This window comes from Bradyrhizobium sp. SYSU BS000235, from assembly GCF_049747295.1.
Taxonomy (GTDB): Bacteria; Pseudomonadota; Alphaproteobacteria; order Rhizobiales; family Xanthobacteraceae; genus Afipia.
On record NZ_JBMHJM010000001.1, the window covers coordinates 597,209 to 620,515 of the forward strand.

Sequence of the window (23,307 nt, forward strand, 5' to 3'; positions counted from 1 at the left end):
TAAAGGAAACACCACATGCGGCGATTCGGCCTCGGATTCATGATCGGCGCTTTGATCGCATTAGCGATCTGGCTGAACAACACGTCGCTCTGGACCACGCCAAATTCGAAGCCGCTGCTGCTTGCCCACCGCGGGTTGGCCCAAACATATGATTCCGCGGGATTGACCGATACGACCTGCACGGCAGCGCGCATCCATCCGCCCGAACATCCCTACATCGAGAACACCATCCCCTCGATGCAGGCGGCATTCTCGGCTGGAGCGGACATTGTCGAACTCGATATCCATCCCACAACCGACGGACAATTCGCCGTCTTCCATGATTGGACGCAGGACTGCCGCACCGACGGCCGCGGCGTCACGCGCGAGCAGAGCATGGCCGATCTGAAGAAGCTGGACGTCGGCTACGGCTACACATCCGATGGTGGCGAGACGTTTCCGTTCCGGGGCGAGGGTGTCGGACTGATGCCAACGCTTGATGAGGTGCTTGCGCGCTTTCCTGACAAGCGCTTCCTCATCCACGTCAAAAGCAACGACCCGGTCGAAGGTGAAACGCTCGAAAAGTATCTCACTGGCTTGCCACCCAATCAGCTTGAAAGACTGATGGTGTACGGCGGAGATCGTCCGGTGGCGGTGGTCCGTGCAAGACTTCCTAAAATTCAGACCATGTCGAAGGCGACGCTCAAATCATGCGTCATCCGCTATGCACTGATTGGCTGGGCCGGGTTCGTTCCGGCAGACTGCGGCCACAGTCTCGTGTTGATGCCGTCCGACTACGCGCCCTGGATGTGGGGCTGGCCGAATTTGTTCGTCAAACGCATGAAACGCGTGGGCTCGGATGTCTTCATCATCGGCCCAATGGAAGGCGAACCGTTCTCGCGAGGGATCGACAGCCGCGACGATCTTCGAAACGTCCCGAAGCCGTTTTCCGGTGGACTCTGGACCAACCGCATCGACCGCATCGCACCACTCCTCGCCTCCGAGAAGTGACACGAGCCAGCGAGTGCTGAGACCTAGCCGCCCATCGCGGTTTCGATCGCCTTCAACGCAGCATCCGCCTTGGTGCCGTCGGGGCCGCCGGCTTGCGCCATGTCCGGGCGGCCACCGCCGCCCTTGCCGCCCAGCGCTTCGGATGCCACGCGCACCAGATCGACGGCGCTGAAGCGTGCTGTCAGATCCGGCGTGACGCCGACGACGACGCCCGCCTTGCCGTCTTCCGTGACGCCGACGATCGCAACGACGCCCTGCCCGACCTGCTTCTTGCCGTCATCCGCAAGGCTCTTGAGATCTTTCATCTCGATGCCCTGTACGGCACGGCCAAGGAACTTCACATCGCCGATGGTGCGGATGTCGGAGCCGGCACCACCCGCCGATGCACCGCCGCCCATGGCGAGCTTCTTGCGCGCATCGGACAGATCGCGCTCGAGCTTCTTGCGCTCCTCGATCAGCGCCGCGACGCGTGCGGGCATGTCTTCAAGGGTCGTCTTCAATTCAGCAGCGGCGGTCTTCGCGGTCTGGATGCTCGCATTTGCCGCCTGCCGCGCGATCCTGCCAGTCAGCGCCTCGATGCGCCGGACGCCTGATGCGACCGCGCTTTCACCGCTCACCGAGATCAATCCGATGTCACCGGTCCGCTTGACGTGCGTGCCGCCGCACAGTTCCACCGACCAGCCGAGCGTGTTGCCGGAGCCCTTGCCCATGGACACCACGCGCACTTCATCACCGTACTTTTCGCCGAACAGCGCACGCGCACCGGAAGCCCGCGCATCGTCCACCGCCATCGAACGGGTGACGACCTCGCCGTTCTCGATCACGATATCGTTGGCGATGTCCTCGATGCGGCGCAACTCGTCCGGGGTGATCGGCTTGTTATGCGCGAAGTCGAAGCGCAGACGTTCAGGAGCGACCAGCGATCCGCGTTGCGCGATATGATCGCCGAGCACCTGCCGCAGTGCCTCGTGCAGAAGGTGCGTCGCGGAGTGGTTGGCGCGGATCGCGGATCGTCGTGCGTGATCCACTTCAAGCTGTAACGCCATGCCGGGCTTCAGCGTGCCCTGCTCGACCGTGCCGAGATGCACGAACAGGTCGCCACCCTTCTTCTGGGTATCGGTGACGCGGATGCGCACGCCTTCGCCGGTCAACACGCCGGTGTCGCCGACCTGACCACCGGACTCGCCATAGAACGGCGTCTGGTTCATCACGACGGCACCGCTGTCGCCGGTCTTCAGGCTGTCGACCTCAGCACCATCCTTCACAAGTGCAGTGACGACGCCTTCTGCGATCTCGGTGTCGTAGCCGAGAAACTCGGTCGCGCCGAGCTTCTCCCGCAGCGGAAACCAGACCTTCTCGGTCGCGGTATCACCAGAGCCGGCCCATGCGGCGCGTGCCTTGGCGCGCTGCTGATCCATCGCATCGGTGAACGAGGCGATATCGACGCTGATGCCACGGTTGCGCAGCGCATCCTGCGTCAGGTCGAGCGGGAAGCCGTAGGTGTCGTAGAGGGTGAAAGCCGTTTCGCCGTCAAACATGTCGCCTTTCTTCAGCGAAACGCTCTTCTCGTCGAGGATCGCAAGGCCACGCTCAAGCGTCTTGCGGAAACGTGTTTCCTCCAGCTTCAGCGTTTCCTCGATCAGGTTCTCGGCGCGGACCAGTTCGGGATAGGCCTGCCCCATCTCGCGCACCAGCGCCCAAACGAGGCGATACATCAGCGGCTCTTTGGCCCCGAGCAGCTGGCCGTGGCGCATGGCGCGACGCATGATCCGGCGCAGGACATAACCGCGGCCTTCGTTCGACGGCAGCACGCCATCCGAAATCAGGAACGAGGATGCGCGCAAGTGATCGGCAATCACGCGCAGCGACGCCTTTTGCGGACCGTGCGGATCAGCCCCCGTCAATTCCGAGATCGCGCGGATCAGCGCGACGAACAGGTCGATGTCGTAATTGTCGTGCTTGCCCTGCAGCACCGCGGCGATGCGCTCCAGCCCCATGCCGGTGTCGATCGACGGCTTCGGAAGCGGAACGCGGTTGCCCGGCTCGATCTGGTCGAACTGCATGAACACGAGATTCCAGATCTCGATGAAGCGGTCGCCATCCTCATCCGGCGAACCGGGAGGTCCGCCCGGAATCTTGTCGCCATGGTCGAAGAAGATTTCCGACGACGGCCCGCAGGGACCGGTGTCGCCCATCTGCCAGAAATTGTCCGAAGTCGCGATGCGGATGATTTTCGATTCCGGCAGGCCTGCGATTTTCTTCCAGAGTCCGAACGCCTCGTCATCTTCGGAATAGACGGTCACCAGCAAGCGGTCCTTCGCGAGACCGTATTCTTTGGTGACCAGATTCCAGGCAAGCTCGATGGCGCGCTCCTTGAAATAGTCGCCGAACGAGAAATTGCCGAGCATCTCGAAGAAGGTGTGGTGCCGGGCGGTGTAACCGACATTGTCGAGGTCGTTATGCTTGCCGCCGGCCCGGACGCACTTTTGCGACGTTGTGGCGCGCTGGTAGGGGCGGTTCTCAAGACCGGTGAAGACGTTCTTGAACTGCACCATGCCCGCATTGGTGAACATCAATGTCGGATCATTGCGTGGAACCAGCGGCGATGATGGCACGATCTCGTGACCATTCTTCGCAAAGTAATTCAAATACGCTGATCTGATCTCGTTAACGCCGCTCATAATCGTCCAATCGCGCTAAAATACCGCCCGCGATCATGACGCGTGCAATGGGTGTCCCGCTCTGCTTTTAGACGCGGGAATTTCGCATGTCCAGAAAGCGTCCCCCGGATCAGGGGGTTGCAAAGGGGCCGTTGATAGCTCGCTCAGCCGCGTTGACAGCCCCTCGAAACCGGTGTTCTCCTCCCCATGTATTCGATACGTCGCGTCGGGAGAGACCGGCCTTGTGCCGGCGCCGAAGGAGCAACCGCCCCGGAAACTCTCAGGCAAAAGGACCGTGCGACGACCTAAAATCTGGAAAGAGATGCGGCCGGACGGGTGTCCGGTGCGGCATCCGCCGACGGGATAATACTCTCAGGCGCAGCGACAGATGGGGCTTCGACAGAGTTTCGGGAACTGGTCCCGGATCCGTCAGGAGCCTCGTTATGCTAGCCGCCGATCAATCCTCAACCAGCAGTCTCAAGCGCGTTCCGCTGCACGACCTTCACGTGTCGCGCGGTGGCAAGATCGTGCCGTTCGCGGGCTACGAAATGCCGGTGCAGTATGCAGCCGGCGTGCTGAAGGAACATCTCCACACCCGCACGTCCGCCGGCCTGTTTGATGTGTCCCACATGGGCCAGCTCGCCCTGCGGCCGAAGTCCGGCAAAGTGGGAGACGCCGCGATCGCCCTCGAACGGCTGGTGCCGCAGGATATTCTGGGAGTTGCACCGGGCCGCCAGCGCTACGCGCAGTTCACCAACGGTCAGGGCGGAATCCTCGACGACCTCATGGTGGCAAACTTTGGAGACCACCTGTTTCTGGTGGTCAATGCTGCCTGCAAGGCGGACGACGAAGCCCATCTGCGCGCGAACCTGTCCGATGTCTGCGACATCACGCCGTTATCGAATCGTGCGCTGATCGCCCTGCAAGGACCGAAGGCGGTCGAGGTGCTGGCCCAACATTCGTCCACCGTTGCAGGAATGCGCTTCATGGATGCAGGGCCACATCGCGTGATCGGCATCGATTGTTTCGTGTCACGCTCTGGTTACACCGGCGAGGACGGTTTCGAGATTTCGGTGCCGGCCGATCAGGTCGAGCGGCTCGCAACGACACTGTTGGTTGATCCTGCCGTGCTGCCGATTGGGCTTGGCGCCCGCGACAGTTTGCGGCTCGAAGCCGGGCTGTGTCTCTATGGCCATGACATCGACACCGCCACAACGCCGGTCGAGGGCGCATTGGAGTGGTCTGTCCAGAAGAGCCGTCGCGCTGGCGGTGCCCGCGCCGGCGGCTTTCCCGGAGCCGAGACCATTCTGAAGCAATTCGAGAGTGGCGCGACCCGACGCCGTATCGGTCTGAAAGCGGAAGGCCGTGCGCCGGTGCGCGAGAGTGCCCCGCTGTTCGCCAATGAGACATCCACAGAAACAATCGGGACCGTAACTTCGGGCGGGTTCGGCCCGAGCGTCAATGCGCCGGTCGCCATGGGCTACGTGCCCTCCTCTTCCGCCGTCGACGGCACCGTCATCTTTGCCGAAGTGCGCGGGCAGCGTCTGCCCATGCGCGTCGCGCCCATGCCTTTCGTTCCCAATGGTTACAAACGTTGAGGACTGTTCATGACAACGCTTTTCACATCCGATCACGAATGGCTCCAGATCGAAGGTGACGTCGCCACCATCGGCATCACCGACTACGCCCAGACTCAACTCGGCGACGTGGTGTTCGTCGAACTGCCAAAGGTGGGCCGCTCACTCAAGAAGGCGGAAGCCGCCGCCACCGTCGAGAGCGTGAAGGCCGCATCGGACGTTTACGCGCCGGTCACCGGCGAAGTGATCGAAGTCAACGATGCGCTTGTTGCCGATCCTTCGCTCATCAACTCCGATCCCGGCAACGCCGCATGGTTTTTCAAGCTGCGCCTTGCCGACAAGAGCGAACTCGACGGCCTGATGGATGAGGCCGCCTACAAGGCCCACACGGCCTGAGGAGACTGTCATGACCGCTCATCGCAAAGCCGCCGAGCCCGCTGTCGATTTTGCCAGGCGCCACATCGGCCCCTCGCCGCGCGACATCGACGCCATGCTGGAGGCCGTTGGCGCCTCAAACCTGAGCGCGCTGATGAACGAGACCCTGCCGCCGTCGATCCGCCAGAAAGCGCCGCTCGATCTCGGAACACCACTCAGCGAAACCGCCGCGCTGGCGCATATGCGCGACATCGCAGCGCGCAATCAGGTGGTCACGTCGCTGATCGGCCAGGGATATTCCGACACCATCCTGCCCGCCGTCATCCAGCGCAATATCCTGGAGAATCCCGCGTGGTACACGGCATATACGCCGTATCAACCGGAGATCAGTCAGGGGCGCCTGGAAGCGCTGTTCAACTTCCAGACCATGGTTTGTGATCTCACCGGCCTCGATGTGGCGAATGCATCGCTGCTCGACGAAGGCACGGCTGCGGCGGAAGCGATGGCGCTGGCCGAACGCGCGTCGTCCGTGAAGACAAAGGCCTTCTTCGTCGATGCCGAGGTCCATCCGCAGACGCTCGCGGTGCTGCGCACCCGTGCCGAGCCGCTCGGCTGGTCGCTGATCGTCGGCGATCCCGCGCGCGAGCTCGACAAGGCGGACGTGTTCGGCGCGTTGTTCCAATATCCGGGCACCCATGGCGCATTGCGCGATCCGCGCGCGGCCATTGCGTCATTGAAGGCGAAGGGCGGCGTCGCAGTGATCGCCGCAGACCCGCTGGCGCTGACGCTGGTCACCTCGCCAGGCGAACTCGGCGCCGATATCGCAATCGGATCGACGCAGCGCTTTGGCGTGCCGATGGGATATGGCGGACCGCATGCGGCTTACATGGCCGTCAAAGATGCCCTGAAACGCTCGCTCCCCGGGCGCATCGTGGGCCTGTCCGTGGATTCGCGCGGACAGCCCGCCTACCGGCTCGCGCTACAGACGCGCGAACAACACATCCGCCGCGAGAAAGCGACCTCCAACATCTGCACGGCGCAGGTGCTGCTTGCAGTCATCGCGTCGATGTACGCGGTCTATCATGGTCCGGAAGGGCTGACGCATATCGCGCGCACCGTGCACCGGCGCACGTCAGTGCTTGCTGCCGGATTGAAGAAACTTGGTTTTGAACCGCACGACGCAGCCTATTTCGATACGGTCACAGTGACCGTCAACGGCGACCGGCACAACGTTATTGCCCGGGCCGCCCATGAGAAAGTCAATCTTCGCCTCAACGGGACGACCGTCAGTATCGCGCTGGATGAGACCACAACGCCCGAGATCGTCGAAGCGGTCTGGCGCGTGTTCGGCGGCAAGCTCACCTATGCCGAAATTGAGGGCGAGGCCCGCGATGCGCTGCCGGCCGAACTCAAGCGCACAAGCCCGTTCCTGACCCATCCGGTCTTCCACAGCCATCGCTCCGAGACCGAATTGTTGCGGTACATGCGCAAGCTTTCGGATCGCGATCTGGCGCTTGACCGCGCCATGATCCCGCTGGGGTCGTGCACCATGAAGCTGAACGCCACCACCGAAATGATTCCGGTGACATGGCCGGAGTTCGGCAATCTGCACCCGTTCGCGCCGAAGGAGCAGGCGGCGGGCTATCACGCGATGTTCGCGCAGCTTGAAAAATGGCTGGTGGATATCACTGGTTATGACGCCGTGTCGCTGCAGCCGAACTCGGGCGCCCAGGGTGAATATGCCGGGCTGCTCGCCATTCGCGCCTATCACCATGCCCGCGGCGAGCCGCATCGCAAGATCTGCCTCATTCCGTCCTCGGCTCACGGCACCAATCCGGCATCGGCCAGCATGGTCGGCATGGACGTGGTCGTTGTTGCTTGCGATGCACGCGGCGACGTGGATGTCGACGACCTGCGCAAAAAGGCTGCGCAACATGCCGGTAACCTCGCCGCCGTGATGATCACCTACCCCTCGACCCATGGCGTGTTCGAAGAACATATCCGTGAGATCTGCGACATCGTTCATAGCCACGGCGGGCAGGTTTATCTCGACGGCGCCAATATGAACGCGCAGGTCGGATTGGCCCGACCCGGTGATTACGGCGCCGATGTGAGCCATCTCAATCTGCACAAGACGTTCTGCATTCCGCACGGCGGTGGCGGACCGGGCATGGGCCCGATCGGCGTCAAGGCGCATCTCGCCCCATTCCTTCCGGCGGACATCACCCGCGGTGACACGGCCGCGGTCGGTCCCGTGAGCGCCGCGCCCTATGGATCGGCGTCGATCCTGGTGATCTCCTACATCTACATTCTGATGATGGGCGGCGAAGGTCTGACCCGTGCGACCGAGATCGCGATCCTGAATGCGAACTACATTGCCAACCGGCTCGATCCGCATTTTCCGGTTCTGTACCGCAACGCCAAGGGTCGCGTGGCGCATGAATGCATCATCGATCCGCGCGGGCTCAAGACTTCAAGCGGCGTTACGGTCGATGATATCGCCAAGCGCCTGATCGATTATGGTTTCCATGCGCCGACCATGAGCTTCCCCGTTCCGGGAACGCTGATGATCGAGCCGACGGAATCGGAATCGAAGGCCGAGCTCGACCGCTTCTGCGACGCGATGATCGCGATCCGCCGCGAGATTGCTGATGTGGAGAACGGGCGCTGGACAATCGAAGCGTCTCCGTTGCGGCACGCGCCGCATACGGTGCACGACATCGCAGACGACAACTGGTCGCGGCCCTACTCCCGGGCCGACGGCTGCTTCCCTGCCGGGACCTCGCGCAACGACAAATACTGGAGCCCCGTCGGACGCGTGGACAATGTTTATGGCGACCGCAATCTGGTTTGCTCGTGCCCGCCGATCACAGACTATGCTCAGGCTGCGGAGTGACACAACAAAACGGGAGCTGAGGACGTCGGCAACTCAACGTCCGCAGCACCCGCTTGCTTCCGAAGGCATGATTGTGTCCCGAAAGGATTCCCGTCTTTCGGGATCATGCCAAAACTCAAGCTGCTACGAACTCAAGTCTCGAACTTTATGTTTGGTGCATCTATGTTTGATGCGCATCCCGACGCGATGTCGGACGATCTGAGAAAGTCCGACAGCGCGAAGGACAGCAATTAGTCTTCCGCCGGCTCTTCGCCCTCGGCATCGCTCTCCGGCGATCCGGCCAAAATCTGCTCCGCGATCAAACCTGAGTTTTGACGGATCGAGGCTTCGATCTTCGCGGTCATCTCCGGATTGGCCTTGAGGAACGCCTTTGAGTTTTCGCGGCCCTGACCGAGGCGCTGGCTGTCATAAGAGAACCAGGCACCGGACTTCTCGACAACACCGGCCTTGACGCCGAGGTCGAGGATCTCACCCATCTTGGAAACGCCTTCGCCATACATAATGTCGAACTCGACCTGCTTGAACGGCGGTGCCAGCTTGTTCTTCACCACCTTGACGCGGGTCGAGTTGCCGACGACTTCGTCGCGCTCCTTGATCTGGCCGATACGGCGGATGTCGAGACGGACAGATGCATAGAATTTCAGCGCGTTGCCGCCCGTCGTGGTCTCCGGCGAACCGTACATCACACCGATCTTCATGCGGATCTGGTTGATGAAGATCACCATGGTGTTGGACTTGTTGATGGAGGCGGTCAGCTTGCGCAGCGCCTGCGACATCAAACGTGCCTGCAGACCAGGCAGCGCATCGCCCATCTCACCTTCAAGTTCGGCGCGCGGCACCAGAGCCGCCACCGAGTCGATGATCAGCACGTCGACCGCACCGGAGCGCACCAGCGTATCCGCGATTTCCAGCGCCTGCTCGCCGTGGTCCGGCTGTGAGATCAGCAACTCGTCGACATTGACGCCAAGCTTGCGGGCATACACCGGGTCGAGGGCGTGTTCGGCGTCGATAAAGGCGCAAATACCGCCCTTCTTCTGGGCTTCCGCCACGCAATGCAGGGCGAGCGTCGTCTTGCCCGACGATTCCGGCCCATAAATTTCAACGATACGCCCTTTCGGCAGACCGCCGACCCCGAGCGCGATATCGAGCCCGAGCGAGCCCGAGGAAATCACCTCGATATCCATGGAGCGATCGGCCTTGCCGAGCTTCATCACGGAGCCTTTGCCGAACTGGCGCTCAATCTGGGAGAGCGCTGCGGACAGGGCTTTGCTTTTGTCCATGGACGATCCTTCAACGATACGCAGGGCGGCGGGGGCCATCAGTCTTCCTCCTTATGTACGGGATTCGCCGGCCGGACAAACGGCTTCGCGTCGGGCTTCCCTGGGCGGCGGACCGGAATCAGGATCGATCCGATGGAAGAAATGTACCCCATTTGTTCCAAGTTCGCAATATGTTCTTTTCTCCTTCGAGGTCCTGGCCTATTTTAACCCTTAATGGCCTGTTTTGAACGGTGAAGTGACCTGTTCAATGCCCGAATTTGGTGGCTTCCGGTCCATCCGGCTACGGCTGGATAGCGTCAAAAGCTGACGATGGGGGACTGCTCACGCTACCACGAACTGAACGTCAGCTCGCCGAAATGGCGGAAATCTATACCAACCTGAAAAGCCATTTCGATCATTGCATCGACCTCGCCGATCGTGGCGCGTCTGCTATATGAGCCCCGCTGTTCGGGATGCGGAAAGTCCATCAATACGATCCGCAAGTGCCTTGCATCGTCAACATCATCTGGAATGCTGGCTTCGAAGTAGAACTGTATTGTCCTGTCTTGGTCATCGATCAGGCCGAAGAAATTTCCCCGAACGCCTCGAACCTCATCGGACCAAATCAAACGGGCTTCATGGAGATTAACCTCCTCCGCCATATCCGACGTCACTTCGCGACCACTGTCGTTCCAATATGCCCGCATCTGCTATCCTCGAATGTGGCCGCTTCGGGGACGCTAAAGTTCGCATGGCATGTCCGCAAGCGGGGGGATCTGCCGATCGGCGGCAACCCGCTTATCCCCGCAAGGCTTTGCGGACGGAGGCGCGAGGGCCGTCGATGTTGATGACTTTGCCGACCGGTGAGACCCCGCACACCACGAGGCCTTAACTCGGCGTCCGAGCATCCTCTTCGTCGAGCAGCCGCGCAAGATCAGCCATCGTCGAGCGGTCCTCACCGTCGTGCGAATGATCGGGAATGGTATCGGGTTCCGGGCCGAGCCAATGCCGCAAATAGTCCCACCACGCCGACAGACTCATGGCACTCCTCCCTGCGTGTGGGATTACGACGCGGGGCGCCCCCCTTAGTTTCCGGGTGCAATCAAAAATATATGCCTCGTCACTCGCGAGATGCGCGCACCATGACCTAATTACCGTCGGCCTGGTGATCATGAAGAGCCGGTGTGCTCCCGCGCGTAGCGAGCAGCGGAGATCCGCGGACAAGAAGGCAAATTAAAAAAGGGCCCCATTCCCGGGGCCCTTTGAGTTGAACTGGAGATTTCAAGCTCACTCAGTATTCCATCAGTATCTCGCCAGAACCGGGCTACCCCAGTTGAAGCGATAGTTGAGGCCGACCTTCACAGTGTGGAAATCGTCCCGGAAGTTGACGAAGGTGCCCGTGGCAAATCCAAGGGGCGTCGTAACGTTCGTGTTGTCGAAGTTGAAGTATTGATATTCGACCTTCGCCGACCAGTTCGGCGAGAACATGTATTCAATACCGCCACCCACCGTGTAACCGGTGTCATTGCGATCAACGAAGAACGTCGGATCTCCGAGAGAGACCATCGTCAGCCCGCCGTTATCACGAAAAGCGACACCGCCCTTGGCATAGAGCAGCCCCGGTCCCCATGTATAGCCGAGACGACCGGTCACCGATGCGAGCCAGTCGGTGCGTTGGCTGAGAGTGCCGAACCCATCGAAGAAAGTGCGGTCACCACTTGAGATACCGCTGATCTGTCCTTCGATACCGATCACCCAGTTCGATCCGAACTGGTAGTCAGCACCGACCTGACCGCCGCCCATGAACGCGGCATCATTGTTGCCGCCCCCCAGACCGAAAACATCGGTGCTGAAACTGTCATCGCCCCTGAAGGCAGCGCCCACGTGGCCACCGATATAAAATCCGCTCCAATTCCAAACTGGCGCCGGCGGAACGTAAGGCGGAGCCTTTGCAGGCAAATCGGCCGCAACAGCAGATGTCGAAATCACTGCCGCAGTAACCGCAATCATACTTGCAATTCTCAAACGCATCGAGGTCGCTCCCCTAAGTGGATGAAGCCAAATCCTAGGACGGCAAGAATTAATGGAAAGATGAAACTCGGCTTAAACGCGCACTCCGGCGCGGGTTTATTGTGAGCGTGTTATTTTCGACACGATTATTCAACCAGCGCGCGATTTAATTTGGTCAACATTGGTGACCTTGTCAGCGCACGTGACGTTATTTAATTGAGTTAATCAAAAGATCTCGCCTCACCACACTACCGCGATGGAGGCCGATTCATTCTTCACGCGATTCGATACGTCTGCGATATGCGTTTGGGCGGCCTTGTTGCCTACCAGCACCAAGGCTCGGTCGGCTCACTCGCTACGCTCAATCGCTCATTAGGATTACGTGCACCGCCATCGGCAGCCGGAGCGTTAAAAGCGCGACGGATGTTCGTGTCTGCACGCAACGATTGCTGAGGCGTCGGGAAGCCTCAACCGCAACGAAGCAGGCGCGATGCATGATGCGATGAACAATGCGCCACGCCTCAATCCCGAGCCGCTGGAATGAGTGCCTCGCCGCCGAAACCACACCAACCAAAGCGCTCTCGAAGATTAGAATGTTTTTCAGATAACTGGAGATATTAAAGACTCGCTATTCAATACGATTAAGCGCAAGCTTAATTATCACCACGCTGAACCCGGCAACGTAGTGAGTTAGTGCTCCATGCTCCCGCATCACCGGAAGGGAGTGCGTCATGAACCGATCGACACAGGAAAGCATCGAACTGAAGTGGAAATTGCTGGCGGCCCAGGCGCGCGAACAGGCGCAGGCATTGCCCGCCGGAAAAGAGCGCGACGAGTTGAACAAGAAAGCGCGCCAACTGGACATCGCATCGCAAATGAATCTTTGGCTTACGTCGCGGGGGCTTCAGCCGCCAACAGGCAGGTAGTGCGCGGCTGCGCGACGCCGTCAGACGAACATCCATCAATGAAGGGCGAGGCTGTGCGGTGATCGTGGCAGCCTCGCCGCCTTCAGGCTGGCCGCGCGTCGGTGTGTTTTGTTTCAACACCGAGAGCGAGAAACACCCAGATCATCGCTGCCGCACCGACAAGCCAGATCGAGATGATGGCAATCGCCCCCGCCTTGCTGACCGGCCGCCGCTCTGCCTCTGCGGCCAATGCACGACAATGCACCATGACATCGGAAGGAATGAGCGCCACGACGAGCCAGATTCCAATCGGCACCAGAATCAGATCGTCGAGATAGCCAAGAACAGGAATGAAGTCCGGGATCAGATCAATCGGCGACAACGCATATCCTGCGACCGCGAGTGCCAGCGCCTTGGCGTACCATGGCACACGCGGATCACGCGCCGCGAAGTAGATCGCGTGAACGTCGCGCTTCAGCGCCTTCGCCCAGGCCTTTAAATTTGCCAACATCGAACGCCTCCCGCCCCGCAGCGTCATTCGTTCAGCCGAGCAGGCAATGCAGGATTCCTGATACAGGCTGCTGACCATCGGATGCGTCGCCAACAATCGAGGCAACGGCCGTAACTTTCAACTGCACAAATCGGGATCGGGAAAAAGAGAGCCCCGTCCGCGATGTCTCAGGGACGGGGCCAAGGTCAGTTAGGAACGCTCGGCGGCTGATACAGCCGAACGGCGTGGAGCTATATCGAAGCCGCGCATGCAGCGTGATTAAAGTTTGGCATTTGCGCTCTCATATTTTTGTGACTGATGGCGAAGAGCACAAATAACCGTTAATTCTTGCGCCTGGCGATGTATCGTGAAACGATAGATTTTGGCTTCAGCCTCGCCGACACGCGCCCGTTGCGTCCGTCATCAGGCTCAACCTCCTCACAGCAAGCCCCAGCCGATTTCAAGAAAGCTTAGAACTTGCGCGGACCACAGCTCTGTGGTTTCCGTGTCCATTCCGAATATTGTCGCAGGGTTCTCCCACCGCAATTCGAAACTGACCCGAAAATCTGATAAATATAAGCAATTTCAATTATTTATGAGAAAATCGACCGCCTACAAGCCATTCATCACGTTTTCGTGAGGTAGGTTGCCTACTGGCATCTATTATACCAGACTTTCCCCTTACGCAGCGTGACGGCCCTAAGCCACTCAAAAAGCGCGCGTTGGGAGAAACATTGAAATGACCGTTCAAGCACAAGCAACTACGCCAGAGGTCCAGGGCGGGGGGTTCCGTTGGCTCCAACTCGTCATGGGCCTCGTCTGTATGGCGATGATCGCGAACCTCCAGTACGGATGGACACTGTTCGTCGATCCGATCGATGCAAAATTCCACTGGGGCCGCGCCGCCATCCAATTGGCGTTTACCCTCTTCGTCCTCACCGAGACTTGGCTTGTGCCTGTCGAGGCCTGGTTCGTCGACAAATACGGCCCCCGCATCGTCGTCATGTTCGGCGCCGTGATGATCACTATCGCATGGGTTCTGAATTCCTACGCTGACTCGCTGCCCATGCTCTACCTTGGAGCGATCTGCGGCGGCCTCGGCGCCGGTTCGGTCTACGGAACGTGCGTTGGCAATGCGCTGAAGTGGTTTCCCGATCATCGCGGCCTCGCAGCCGGCGCAACAGCAGCCGGCTTTGGTGCCGGTGCGGCGCTCACCGTGGTGCCCATTGCAAAGATGATTGCGGCGAGCGGTTATCAGACGGCATTTTTCACCTTCGGAATCGGTCAGGGTATTATCGTCTTCATCGTCGGCTTCTTCCTGCGCAGGCCGGAACGGGCTGTCCCGGTTGCCCGCAAGAAACTGAATCTTCCCCAAACCCGGCATGACTTCACACCGCCACAGGTGTTGCGCACGCCGATTTTCTGGGTGCTGTATCTCGTATTCGTCATGGTGGCTGCGGGTGGTCTTATGGCTGCGGCGCAGATCGGACCAATTGCGCATGACTACAAGATCGCGAATGAGCCGGTCAGCCTGTTTGGCTTCCAGATGGCAGCTCTGACATTCGCAATCTCGCTCGACCGTATCTTCGACGGGTTCGGACGACCGTTCTTTGGTTTCGTGTCGGATAACATCGGTCGTGAACCCACGATGTTCATCGCGTTCGGCACAGCCGCAGTGATGCTGCTGACGTTGTCCGCCTACGGCCACAACCCCATCGTGTTCGTCCTTGCGACAGCGGTGTATTTCGGCGTGTTCGGCGAAATCTACAGCCTGTTCCCAGCGACAAGCGGCGACACCTTCGGTGCCAAGTTCGCGACCACGAATAACGGCATGCTCTACACTGCAAAGGGGACTGCATCGCTGCTCGTCCCTCTCGCCAGCATCGTTGCATCACACTACGGCTGGCAGGCTGTGTTCGTGATCGCAGTTGCGTTGAATGCCATGGCAGCCTTGATGGCGCTGTTTGTCATTCGGCCGATGCGGCGCTCGTTCATTCTCGGGAGCGAGACCCTCGCCGCGGATGTGACGTCTGGAGCGGTCGCTGCAGGGGTGCGACAAAGCGGCCCAGGCTGATCGAAAGCCACACCCTCTTCTTCTGAAACAAAAACGAATGAGGCTCCGATCATGGTCGGAGCCTCATCATTTTGGGCAAAGCAAGCCCGATCGCGTCCGAGGTTTGGCGAAACCTTGTCAGCATCGCGACCATGGGGCTTCAGAGGATACCGTGGCGTGTTTCGTTGCGATCAAAAACAACTTCCAAGGCTTTGCGCGCTTTGCCGCGACTCAGTTACGATTCGCATCAATGCTGGAATGCACTGGGGGTGACTTCGGCAACCTAGGGGAGGTTCGCCAATGGGAAGCGCTCTGCCGCTGCCGCGAAAGCACGAACGAGATGATAGTCTATCGTCTCAACCACGCGACAACGACGACCATCCGGACATTGACGCATTGCTGCAGGAAAATGCACGACTGAAAGAACTCGTCGTTAAACTTTCCGGTCTCGTCCTTAAGAATGTCGTCGATCGACCGTGAAACAGCAAAAGGCTTGAAAACAAGAAAGGCCGCTCCGATGGAGCGGCCTTTTTTATAACGATTTCTCTGATCGGTAGCCGTTACTTGGCTTTCGATTTGACGTGCTTGGCAGGCTCGGTGGTTCGCACCGTTGCCCATGGATCAGTACTCGCCTTGCCGTCCGGGATCGTTGCGCGGGCAGCCTTGGCAGCCTCTTCATTCGCCTTGTTGCGCGCAATTTCTTCGTCCGTCAGTTGTTTCTCTTCGTTCAGCTTGAAACCCGGCGTCATCTGGGCATAAGCCGGCACCGTCATCAATCCGATCAACACCGCTATCCGAACCACACGCATCGCGACACTCCCCGAAACCTGCTTGCTATCCCCTGGCTGGCGACCCGCCAGCCGAAACTGACGGGAGGATACTCCGAAGCGAAACGCGGGCCAAGACTGTGGAAAGGCTTGAAATGGGCGGCAATCCCCTTGCTTTTGCATGGTTTCGAGCAGACGCGGCTGCCTTTCTGAATCAATCCTGAATGCGGACCCGACTGGCACGCAGGATCGATTTATTCGCCGGCAATAACGTACAGCTAAGCTCACAACAGGACCTCAGACAGGACTGTTGCCATGATAGAGAGACGATCGGAGCCACGACGGCGCGTTCTCAAGGGCGGCCTGATCTCATTTGGCGGTGCGGGCGTCGACTGCACCGTCCGTAACATCTCACCAAATGGGGCGGCCCTCGATGTCGCCAGCATCGTCGGGATTCCGAGATCGTTTCAGCTTGCGATCGAAACGGATCATTTCCTGCGCCGCTGCCGTCTCGTGTGGAATAGCGACCGCCGCCTTGGCGTTGTGTTCGAGTGACCACGAACGCTCCCGCTTCACCTCACCCAGACGAAGCGAAGTTGCCCCAATAAATGCCGCTTTAACATTGTCCGGCGACTGCGGGTCTCGAACATCCGAGACCTCTATATTCGTGGATTTCCCACCGGCTGATCATCGTTAACAACACGTCAAAATCAAGCGGCGCATTTAACCCAAATCCCAAATCCGATTTTGATCTTTGATCCGTAGTTTCCGGCCCAAGACGCGAAAGAAATAATCGCGAGGCTGAACGCTGCCTCGTGCAACAGCGCCGTGGAATTGGGACAGGGACGTGGTCGAAATCGTCAATACACAAACTGCCGCTTCGCGCAGCGCCGTTCGTTTTGCGCCTGCAAACAAATCGGTACGCACCCGCGCGAATAATGCTGTAGCTCCTCTGGCCACGGTTTCCTTCGACCTGTGGCGACGACTGAGCGACAACGCCGTCGAACCCAACGGTTACTATCTGCCGGAATGGGAAATGTCCGTGAATGCATTCGCACAGGGACGGACCGGCGTGTCCGCTCTCACGGCGGAGATTCCGGAAGTGGATGGAAGTCCACGCTTGATCGGCCTGATGCCTGCAATCTCTGCATGGCGGGCTTACAAACTGCCGGTCCCTGCCCTGGTCACCGCAGATCCGTATGGCACGCTGGGAACGCCGATCTTCGATCGCGAACTTGCGGACGTCGCGGTATCGCAGCTGATGCAACAGGCGCGCGACGCCGGTGCGCATGCATTGATCCTGCGCGACCTGCCGCTCGATGGTCCGGTGATGGCAGCATTTTCCCGCGTGCTCGAAGATAGCCGCATGCGTCCTCGTGTTCTGCAGTCACATGCCCGCGCATGTCTCGACGCCACACGGAATGCAGACGAACTGCTGCGCGATGCGCTTGGCCCGAAGAAACTGAAAGAACTGCGCCGCCAGCGCAACCGCCTCGCGGAGCATGGCGACGTCGTCTTCACCGTCGCCTCTATGCCCGACGAAATCGAGCGCGATCTCGAGATCTTCCTCGCGCTCGAAGCCAGCGGCTGGAAAGCCAAGCGCGGTACGGCGCTCGCTCAGAACGAAGGTGACGCAGCGTTTGTCAGACGTGCGGTCCGCGACACCGCCGCGCGCGGAAAGTGCGAGATCATCACGCTACACGCGGGTGAGACTCCTGTCGCCGGAGCCATCGTGCTTCGCCATCTCGATCGTGCCTTTTACTTCAAGCTCGGCGTCGACGAAAATTTTGCCAAGCTCTCGCCCGGCGTCCAGCTGACGCTCGAACTGACGCGCTACATGTGCGCGGACGAGACCATCAAGATGGTGGATTCCACCGCCATCGCCGGCCATCCAATGATCGATCCGATCTGGAGAGGCCGGCTTGCGATTGGTGACGTACTTATTCCACTGCACCGTTACGATCCACTTATTCCCCTCATTCGTCTTGCCATCACCGGACGCAAGTCGATCCGCGAACCACTTCGTCGCATCGTTCATTCCATCAGGAAGTTTCAGGAGAAGCGCACATGAATGCGACCTCGACCATCTCTCCCGTGATCACGGCGGACAATCAGTCGTTACAGAAAGACTTCCCGCTGAAGCCCTTTGCGATTCATCACAAGCTGTCAGGGCATCCGCTGCTGACATTACCGAGTATCGCCCAGCTCGCATCGCAGCTGCCGCGCGACCAGATCGAATATAATTCCGGTGATGCCGCGATCAGCCAGGATCCAGATAAGGTGAAGAGCATCGATCTCGACCCGGTGGAAATCGTCAACCGCATTCAGACCGCCGGCGCATGGATGGTGCTCAAGCGCATTGAAAACTCTCCCGCGTATCGCACGCTGCTTGAAGATGCACTCACATCCGTCGCCCGTGCCCGCGGTTTCAAGAGTGTGCGGGATGCAGGCTTTGAGCAGATTGAAGGCTTTCTCTTCGTGTCGTCACCGAACTCGACCACGCCATTCCACATGGACGCTGAAGACAACTTCTTCGTGCAGATCCACGGTGAAAAATTCTTTCGCATCTACGACAACCGCGACGGCTCCATCGCGGACGATGCGCAAGTCGAACACTCGACGGTCAAGCACCGCAATGTGAAGTACGACGAGAGCTTTAAACCCCGTGGCATCGAATTCCATTTGTTCGATGGCGATGGATGTTATGTGCCCTATCAATGGCCGCACTGGGTGCGCACAGCAGGCTCCTATTCGATTTCGATGGCGATTACCTGGAAAACAAAGGAAGTGCGCCGCCTGAACGACCTGCATCGTTTCAACTCGATGCTGCGCGGCTTCGGGCTCCCGCAGGCCGCTCCCGGCGTCCGCCCGGCGCTTGATAGCATCAAGTTGGCGGCCTACCGCGCCATGGCCGCGACCGTTCAGCCGCTGCGATCGTCCGAGGCCATGCGCCGCATCATCCGCCGCATCGCGCTCGGCAAGAACGCGAACTACTATCTCAAGAAGGCGTAGTCGAAGGCCAAGGCCTGAAGGATCAGGTCTTGGCGTCCATTTCCGCCGCCACCTGCCGGATGGCCCGCGCAAGCTGGTCGGCCGGCTGGGCGCCGGAAATGGCGTATTTGTTGCCAAGGATAAAAGTCGGCACGCCGGAGATACCCTTGTCCGAGGCGGCCTTGGCCTGTGCAGAGATGAGATCGACGTCTTCGTCCGTACCCAGACGCTGCCGCACCACATCGGGATTCATGCCGATATCGGCGGCCGCCTGCACCAGTACGTCGATGTTTGTCAGATCGCCGCCGTCCCGGAAATAAAGCTCCATCAACCGCTGCTTCATCGCCGCAGCCCTGCCCTCGGCCTCGGCCTCGGCCCAATGGATCAGACGATGGCTGTCGATGGTGTTGGGCTGGCGCTTCATCATATCTGAGTTGTATTCAAGCCCCTCTTCCGCCGCAGCGGCGCCGACCCGGCCTGCAATGCCTTTATAGGCCTCCACGGAGCCGAACTTGGTCTGGAGGTACTTGTCGCGATCGATGCCCTCACGTGGTACCCACGGGTTGAGGAAGAACGGCCGCCAGTGCACTTCCACGGGGACATCCTTGAGCTGGGCAAGAGCATCCTCGATGCGACGCTTGCCGATATAGCACCAGGGGCACACAACATCGGACACGATATCGATCTGCAGGGGGTTAGCGGCGCTCATAGGAAAAACCTCCGGAATATGAACGGAAGATAGAGCCTTATCGGTTTGAAGCAAGGCAACGGGGCTTGCGAGCTTGGGCTTAGCGATCCGGTGCGATGGGCCGGGACTGTTTGACAAAGGCCTCTAATCTCGCAAAGCCCTCCATCCGCGGGATGTCCTTCACGGCCTCTTCAGGGGTGACCCAGGGATAAGGCAGCCTGGCGAGCCAATTCATGGTGGGCGCGAGCGTGGCCTCCGGCAGACTTTCCATCACATCGATCGTAATGACGAGCTTCTCGACCAGCCCATTTTGAGCAGCTGAGAAAGACCAGTCATAGCGCCCGCATCCGACCCGCACTTTGCCATCCGCCTTGGCGGACATTCCAACCAGCCAGTGGCAAGGAAAGTGGCGCACATTCGCCTCTGTGGGCCGCGACAGGCAGACCGTATAAACGTTCTCATAGTCGATGCCGAAGCGCCGGATCAGAACGTTCTCGATCTCACTCAATCCCTTGGCGGAGCTCGGAAACGAGATGGTGTCGGTCTTCACCAGCATTTCGAGGCTGGCATCCTCGGCAAAAGCGTGCCGCATCAGGAACGGCCGGTTGTTGTCTTTGGCGAGGATGTAGGTCGCAACGGCATCAGATGGCGTGGGCATTGCAATGGTCCGGTCACGCGGGAATAGGCGAAAAGCAACCTGCTTTTAGACGATGCCGGGCGGGATGCAAACGACGCTCAACGCGGTTTCATCGCCTGCAGGGCTCCCGCCGTCGCCTCGTCGGCCGGAAAGAACGTTTCAAGCGCCAGTTCGGACAGCGTAATATCTACCGGGGTGCCGAAAACCATCGTGGTCGAAATAAAGCTTAGAACGCCGTTGGCTGTACGAATTTGCAATGGCACCAGAACGGTCTCGCTTGCTCCCTGACGTGGCGTCTTGCGCGCCGGGACCGGATACCCCCTCAATTCCTCATGCAGCGCAATGAGCCCGGGATCCACAGTCGCCTCACACTGACGATGAAGCCGCTCAAGCAGATGGGCGCTCCATTCCGCAAGATTGACGATGCGTGGTGCGATCCCTTCGGGATGAAGACTGACGCGCAGGACGTTCAACGGCGATGCCAGCAACGATGGCGCGACACCATCAAGCAGTGGCGCAACCATGCGGTTGGCTGCAACCAGATTCCAGTGCCGGTCCACGGCTAGTGCAGGATGTGGCTCATGCGCCTGCAGCACGGTTTCCATCGCCTGACGCGCGGCACCGAGTGCAGGATCGTCGAGCGCGCGGTTTGGAAATGCCGGCGCAAAACCTGCCGCGATCAGAAGCACGTTGCGCTCCCGCAAAGGCACATCGAGGCGTTCGGCCAGCCGCAGCACCATGTCACGCGACGGCGCGGCACGCCCGGTCTCCACGAAACTCAGATGCCGCGTCGAAATCTCCGCCTCGCTGGCGAGATCAAGCTGACTGAGATGACGGCGCTGGCGCCACTCGCGAAGGTGATCGCCGATGTGAGCGGGTTTTGAAGGCCCTGGGGTTGCTATCTGTGTCGCCATCATAACGAAAATTTAGCACGCGACTTTCTCAGCTTCCATTACCTGCCAGGTAATCGATTTCGGTCGTGGCGACGGTCATCCTGAATCCACTGCAACCCGATATCAGGAGACTCTCATGATCAATCCGTCGCTCTTTCTTCGCCGCGCCATCCAGGCCGATGCCGTTGTCAGCGGCGCAATGGCGCTTCTGCTTATCGCTGGCGCCGGCATGCTCGCACCATTTCTGAACCTGCCTGAAGCGTTTCTGCGTAACACCGGGTTTGTTCTGGTGGTCTACGCTGCGCTGGTCGGCCTTCTCGGCACGCGCGGCATGATGTTGAAAGCAGCCGTCTGGGCCGTCATCGCCGTCAATGCGATGTGGACCGCGGACAGCATCGTGCTTTTGATGAGCGGTTGGCTTTCACCTAACCTGCTCGGCCAGGCCTTTATTGTGATGCAGGCGATTGCCGTTGGTACTTTGCGGAGCTTCAGTTCATCGGCCTACGCAAGAGCACTGCGGCTCTCGCAATCAGCTGAAAACCCAACCCAAAATAAAATCGCGTTCGTGACGCCAAATCACGAACGCGATGAATGTCAGGCCATGGAGCGAAGAAAGCGGCTGGCCGCAATCAGCGCGCGACGCCGCTTCCTCGTGCCGAAGCCTTTGCTGAAGAGCGAGCGACGGACGGGCTGGTTCGCGAGGCCTTCGTCTTGGTCGGCTTGCCGGTGCCGCGCGCATGCGCGTTGGCGACGGTCGACTTCGCAGCTTTCGTCTTGACCGTTTTCGCCTTGGACACCTTGGCCGTTTTGGTCTTTGCGGTCTTGGCCTTCTCCGCGAGCCGCTCGGCCTTCTTTTCGGCCTTGAGCCTCAGGCGGAGTTTTTCGGCACGCTCTTCAGCGCGCTTCTTCTTGCGCTTTTTCTCGCAGGAATCGCATTTGCAGCCGATCGGCTTCAGGAAAATCTTGAAATAGTCAGTGCCGTAATCGTAGTTGATTTCTTCGCCTGCCTCGATGGTCTTGACGGCACGGATGATGACCTTGCGCTTCCGAGCATTGACATCCGACTCTGCATTCGGCTTGCACGAGTGGTTGATATAGCGGGCGATATTCTTGCGGGTGGAACCGTCGATGGTCCACCGATTGTTGATTTCGAACAGATACTTGTTGTCGATGTCGTCGTGCTTCTTGTTCTTGGAATCCAGCAACGGCCCCATGTAACGGATGATCTTGTCACCCTTCTTGATCTTTTTCGTCGCGAAAAGACCAAGTCCGGTCTTGGATCGGCCAATACGGTAAGGTTTGTTCGGGGAAATTTCGGGCATGGACCACTGAACTATTGACGAGGGATGCTGCGGTTCGTTGTAGAGCGATTCCGAACACGAGTCATGTTTTTCGCGCCAAAACACTGAACGATTCACACAATAGGCGCGACAAATCATAGCAATGAGCGTCAACACCACATCCCGAGGTGGGTTCCATTCATGTCTCACAAATCCACAAAGCTTATGGTGATAGCCGTCATCGCACTGACACTTGCCGGTGCGGATTTGCCGGGAGCGGTTGCGCAAGGTGCCCAGAACATCAGCAGCTACACATCGACCGCTGAAAAAGACTGCCGGACAATTTCACAAGGCGAGACAGCGGACGACGGCGGGACACGGCTCTGTCACGGTCCTGCGGGACTGGTTGTCATCGTCAGCGAAAGCGATTTGCGGGAGACCGTATCCATCGGCCGCACGCGAAAAGCTGCCGAAAACGAGCCGGCGGCAAGCGCCTGGTTTGGCCCGTTCAGTTCGACAACGCCGACGATCGAATGGCGATCAGCCGAGAAGGGGCGGCCATTTGCAATGATCCAGCGCTGGCACATCGCAGACATTGCGGATGAGGACAAGGCGGGTCGCCCCATCGCCAAGCAAATGCTGGTCGTAACGAGACTGCCGCCCGGAGCGGTGTGCCACGTCGCCTATGTCGACGTGAAAGCCAATGCCAACGACCTGGCCCGCGAAGCGGCGGATACGCTGGCACGCGACTTCAGATGCGGGACGGACAAGATCAAGGCGTTCGGCGTCAGTGGACGGGCCACCGAGTTGGCGCTTCCGTAAGCGACATCCCTTCC

At 59.5% G+C, this 23,307-nt stretch carries 21 protein-coding genes, 1 pseudogene and 1 riboswitch; of the genes and pseudogenes, 11 read left to right on the forward strand and 11 right to left on the reverse strand.

Annotated elements, in window-relative coordinates:
- Positions 1-15 precede the first annotated feature (15 nt).
- The gene (locus tag ACP0KA_RS02715) at positions 16-990 is read left to right on the forward strand and encodes a glycerophosphodiester phosphodiesterase family protein (protein ID WP_424627300.1); all 975 of its coding nucleotides are present in this window, start codon (positions 16-18) and stop codon (positions 988-990) included.
- Between the two features lie 23 nt (positions 991-1,013).
- Here the strand turns inward: ACP0KA_RS02715 and alaS are convergent, their stop codons facing one another.
- On the reverse strand, positions 1,014-3,671 hold the full coding sequence (alaS, locus tag ACP0KA_RS02720) for an alanine--tRNA ligase (protein WP_424627301.1): 2,658 nt from the start codon (positions 3,669-3,671) through the stop codon (positions 1,014-1,016).
- A gap of 195 nt (positions 3,672-3,866) precedes the next feature.
- A riboswitch (glycine riboswitch) is annotated at positions 3,867-3,956 on the forward strand.
- Between the two features lie 137 nt (positions 3,957-4,093).
- On the opposite strand from alaS, the gene gcvT reads away from it, so the two are divergent.
- The 3 genes from gcvT to gcvP are packed head-to-tail and all read left to right on the forward strand — an operon-like array spanning position 4,094 to position 8,498.
- On the forward strand, positions 4,094-5,248 hold the full coding sequence (gene gcvT, locus ACP0KA_RS02725; RefSeq protein WP_424627302.1) for a glycine cleavage system aminomethyltransferase GcvT: 1,155 nt from the start codon (positions 4,094-4,096) through the stop codon (positions 5,246-5,248).
- A 9-nt stretch (positions 5,249-5,257) separates the two neighbouring features.
- The gene (gcvH, locus tag ACP0KA_RS02730) at positions 5,258-5,623 is read left to right on the forward strand and encodes a glycine cleavage system protein GcvH (RefSeq protein ID WP_424627303.1); all 366 of its coding nucleotides are present in this window, start codon (positions 5,258-5,260) and stop codon (positions 5,621-5,623) included.
- A 10-nt stretch (positions 5,624-5,633) separates the two neighbouring features.
- Positions 5,634-8,498: an aminomethyl-transferring glycine dehydrogenase gene (gene gcvP / locus ACP0KA_RS02735; protein WP_424627304.1), complete on the forward strand. Its 2,865-nt coding sequence runs from the start codon at positions 5,634-5,636 to the stop codon at positions 8,496-8,498.
- A 230-nt stretch (positions 8,499-8,728) separates the two neighbouring features.
- On the opposite strand, the gene recA is transcribed toward gcvP, so the two are convergent.
- The 4 genes from recA to ACP0KA_RS02755 all read right to left on the reverse strand — a co-directional run bounded on the left by recA (position 8,729) and on the right by ACP0KA_RS02755 (position 11,788).
- Positions 8,729-9,817, reverse strand: coding sequence for a recombinase RecA (recA, locus tag ACP0KA_RS02740; protein WP_424627305.1), 1,089 nt, complete (start codon positions 9,815-9,817; stop codon positions 8,729-8,731).
- A gap of 287 nt (positions 9,818-10,104) precedes the next feature.
- Entirely contained in the window at positions 10,105-10,464 is a 360-nt protein-coding gene (locus ACP0KA_RS02745) for a hypothetical protein (protein ID WP_424627306.1), read from the reverse strand.
- 181 nt (positions 10,465-10,645) lie between these two features.
- Positions 10,646-10,798 carry a hypothetical protein gene (locus ACP0KA_RS02750; protein ID WP_424627307.1) on the reverse strand — a complete coding sequence of 51 codons (153 nt, stop codon included), beginning with the start codon at positions 10,796-10,798 and terminating at the stop codon, positions 10,646-10,648.
- 261 nt (positions 10,799-11,059) lie between these two features.
- The gene (locus ACP0KA_RS02755; protein WP_424627308.1) at positions 11,060-11,788 is read right to left on the reverse strand and encodes an outer membrane protein; all 729 of its coding nucleotides are present in this window, start codon (positions 11,786-11,788) and stop codon (positions 11,060-11,062) included.
- A gap of 710 nt (positions 11,789-12,498) precedes the next feature.
- Here ACP0KA_RS02755 and ACP0KA_RS02760 point away from each other — a divergent pair.
- Positions 12,499-12,693, forward strand: a complete 195-nt coding sequence (locus ACP0KA_RS02760) for a hypothetical protein (RefSeq protein ID WP_424627309.1) — start codon at positions 12,499-12,501, stop codon at positions 12,691-12,693.
- 82 nt (positions 12,694-12,775) lie between these two features.
- Here ACP0KA_RS02760 and ACP0KA_RS02765 read toward each other — a convergent pair whose 3' ends face one another.
- A complete protein-coding gene (locus ACP0KA_RS02765) occupies positions 12,776-13,183 on the reverse strand; it encodes a YkvA family protein (protein WP_424627310.1) in 408 nt (135 codons plus the stop codon).
- Between the two features lie 718 nt (positions 13,184-13,901).
- On the opposite strand from ACP0KA_RS02765, the gene oxlT reads away from it, so the two are divergent.
- Entirely contained in the window at positions 13,902-15,236 is a 1,335-nt protein-coding gene (gene oxlT, locus ACP0KA_RS02770) for an oxalate/formate MFS antiporter (RefSeq protein ID WP_424627311.1), read from the forward strand.
- A gap of 539 nt (positions 15,237-15,775) precedes the next feature.
- Here oxlT and ACP0KA_RS02775 read toward each other — a convergent pair.
- The gene (locus tag ACP0KA_RS02775; RefSeq protein WP_424627312.1) at positions 15,776-16,024 is read right to left on the reverse strand and encodes a hypothetical protein; all 249 of its coding nucleotides are present in this window, start codon (positions 16,022-16,024) and stop codon (positions 15,776-15,778) included.
- Between the two features lie 273 nt (positions 16,025-16,297).
- Between ACP0KA_RS02775 and ACP0KA_RS02780 the strand changes: the two genes are divergently transcribed.
- From ACP0KA_RS02780 to ACP0KA_RS02790, 3 genes are all read left to right on the forward strand, one after another.
- Positions 16,298-16,537, forward strand: a complete 240-nt coding sequence (locus tag ACP0KA_RS02780; protein WP_424627313.1) for a PilZ domain-containing protein — start codon at positions 16,298-16,300, stop codon at positions 16,535-16,537.
- Between the two features lie 292 nt (positions 16,538-16,829).
- On the forward strand, positions 16,830-18,053 hold the full coding sequence (locus ACP0KA_RS02785) for a GNAT family N-acetyltransferase (RefSeq protein WP_424627314.1): 1,224 nt from the start codon (positions 16,830-16,832) through the stop codon (positions 18,051-18,053).
- Positions 18,050-18,994: a JmjC domain-containing protein gene (locus ACP0KA_RS02790; protein ID WP_424627315.1), complete on the forward strand. Its 945-nt coding sequence runs from the start codon at positions 18,050-18,052 to the stop codon at positions 18,992-18,994. The genes ACP0KA_RS02785 and ACP0KA_RS02790 overlap by 4 nt, the downstream gene beginning before the upstream one ends.
- Positions 18,995-19,016: 22 nt before the next feature.
- On the opposite strand, the gene ACP0KA_RS02795 is transcribed toward ACP0KA_RS02790, so the two are convergent.
- The 3 genes from ACP0KA_RS02795 to ACP0KA_RS02805 form a co-directional block, all read right to left on the reverse strand.
- Entirely contained in the window at positions 19,017-19,682 is a 666-nt protein-coding gene (locus ACP0KA_RS02795; RefSeq protein WP_424627316.1) for a DsbA family oxidoreductase, read from the reverse strand.
- Positions 19,683-19,761: 79 nt separating this feature from the next.
- On the reverse strand, positions 19,762-20,319 hold the full coding sequence (locus tag ACP0KA_RS02800; RefSeq protein WP_424627317.1) for a hypothetical protein: 558 nt from the start codon (positions 20,317-20,319) through the stop codon (positions 19,762-19,764).
- 77 nt (positions 20,320-20,396) lie between these two features.
- Positions 20,397-21,215: a helix-turn-helix domain-containing protein gene (locus tag ACP0KA_RS02805; protein ID WP_424627318.1), complete on the reverse strand. Its 819-nt coding sequence runs from the start codon at positions 21,213-21,215 to the stop codon at positions 20,397-20,399.
- Positions 21,216-21,327: 112 nt separating this feature from the next.
- Here ACP0KA_RS02805 and ACP0KA_RS02810 point away from each other — a divergent pair.
- Positions 21,328-21,728: pseudogene (locus ACP0KA_RS02810) on the forward strand (hypothetical protein).
- 92 nt (positions 21,729-21,820) lie between these two features.
- On the opposite strand, the gene ACP0KA_RS02815 reads toward ACP0KA_RS02810, so the two are convergent.
- Positions 21,821-22,513 (reverse strand): SET domain-containing protein, encoded by a 693-nt coding sequence (locus ACP0KA_RS02815; RefSeq protein ID WP_424627319.1) that lies wholly within the window; start codon positions 22,511-22,513, stop codon positions 21,821-21,823.
- A 159-nt stretch (positions 22,514-22,672) separates the two neighbouring features.
- Between ACP0KA_RS02815 and ACP0KA_RS02820 the strand changes: the two genes are divergently transcribed.
- A complete protein-coding gene (locus ACP0KA_RS02820; RefSeq protein ID WP_424627320.1) occupies positions 22,673-23,293 on the forward strand; it encodes a hypothetical protein in 621 nt (206 codons plus the stop codon).
- Positions 23,294-23,307 lie beyond the last annotated feature (14 nt).

Coding starts and splice junctions, on each gene's coding strand:
- ACP0KA_RS02715 (WP_424627300.1), top strand. CDS start 16: ATGCGGCGATTCGGCCTCGGATTCATGATCGGCGCTTTGATCGCATTA.
- alaS (WP_424627301.1), bottom strand. CDS start 3,671: ATGAGCGGCGTTAACGAGATCAGATCAGCGTATTTGAATTACTTTGCG.
- gcvT (WP_424627302.1), top strand. CDS start 4,094: ATGCTAGCCGCCGATCAATCCTCAACCAGCAGTCTCAAGCGCGTTCCG.
- gcvH (WP_424627303.1), top strand. CDS start 5,258: ATGACAACGCTTTTCACATCCGATCACGAATGGCTCCAGATCGAAGGT.
- gcvP (WP_424627304.1), top strand. CDS start 5,634: ATGACCGCTCATCGCAAAGCCGCCGAGCCCGCTGTCGATTTTGCCAGG.
- recA (WP_424627305.1), bottom strand. CDS start 9,817: ATGGCCCCCGCCGCCCTGCGTATCGTTGAAGGATCGTCCATGGACAAA.
- ACP0KA_RS02745 (WP_424627306.1), bottom strand. CDS start 10,464: ATGCGGGCATATTGGAACGACAGTGGTCGCGAAGTGACGTCGGATATG.
- ACP0KA_RS02750 (WP_424627307.1), bottom strand. CDS start 10,798: ATGAGTCTGTCGGCGTGGTGGGACTATTTGCGGCATTGGCTCGGCCCG.
- ACP0KA_RS02755 (WP_424627308.1), bottom strand. CDS start 11,788: ATGCGTTTGAGAATTGCAAGTATGATTGCGGTTACTGCGGCAGTGATT.
- ACP0KA_RS02760 (WP_424627309.1), top strand. CDS start 12,499: ATGAACCGATCGACACAGGAAAGCATCGAACTGAAGTGGAAATTGCTG.
- ACP0KA_RS02765 (WP_424627310.1), bottom strand. CDS start 13,183: ATGTTGGCAAATTTAAAGGCCTGGGCGAAGGCGCTGAAGCGCGACGTT.
- oxlT (WP_424627311.1), top strand. CDS start 13,902: ATGACCGTTCAAGCACAAGCAACTACGCCAGAGGTCCAGGGCGGGGGG.
- ACP0KA_RS02775 (WP_424627312.1), bottom strand. CDS start 16,024: ATGCGTGTGGTTCGGATAGCGGTGTTGATCGGATTGATGACGGTGCCG.
- ACP0KA_RS02780 (WP_424627313.1), top strand. CDS start 16,298: ATGATAGAGAGACGATCGGAGCCACGACGGCGCGTTCTCAAGGGCGGC.
- ACP0KA_RS02790 (WP_424627315.1), top strand. CDS start 18,050: ATGAATGCGACCTCGACCATCTCTCCCGTGATCACGGCGGACAATCAG.
- ACP0KA_RS02795 (WP_424627316.1), bottom strand. CDS start 19,682: ATGAGCGCCGCTAACCCCCTGCAGATCGATATCGTGTCCGATGTTGTG.
- ACP0KA_RS02800 (WP_424627317.1), bottom strand. CDS start 20,319: ATGCCCACGCCATCTGATGCCGTTGCGACCTACATCCTCGCCAAAGAC.
- ACP0KA_RS02805 (WP_424627318.1), bottom strand. CDS start 21,215: ATGATGGCGACACAGATAGCAACCCCAGGGCCTTCAAAACCCGCTCAC.
- ACP0KA_RS02815 (WP_424627319.1), bottom strand. CDS start 22,513: ATGCCCGAAATTTCCCCGAACAAACCTTACCGTATTGGCCGATCCAAG.
- ACP0KA_RS02820 (WP_424627320.1), top strand. CDS start 22,673: ATGTCTCACAAATCCACAAAGCTTATGGTGATAGCCGTCATCGCACTG.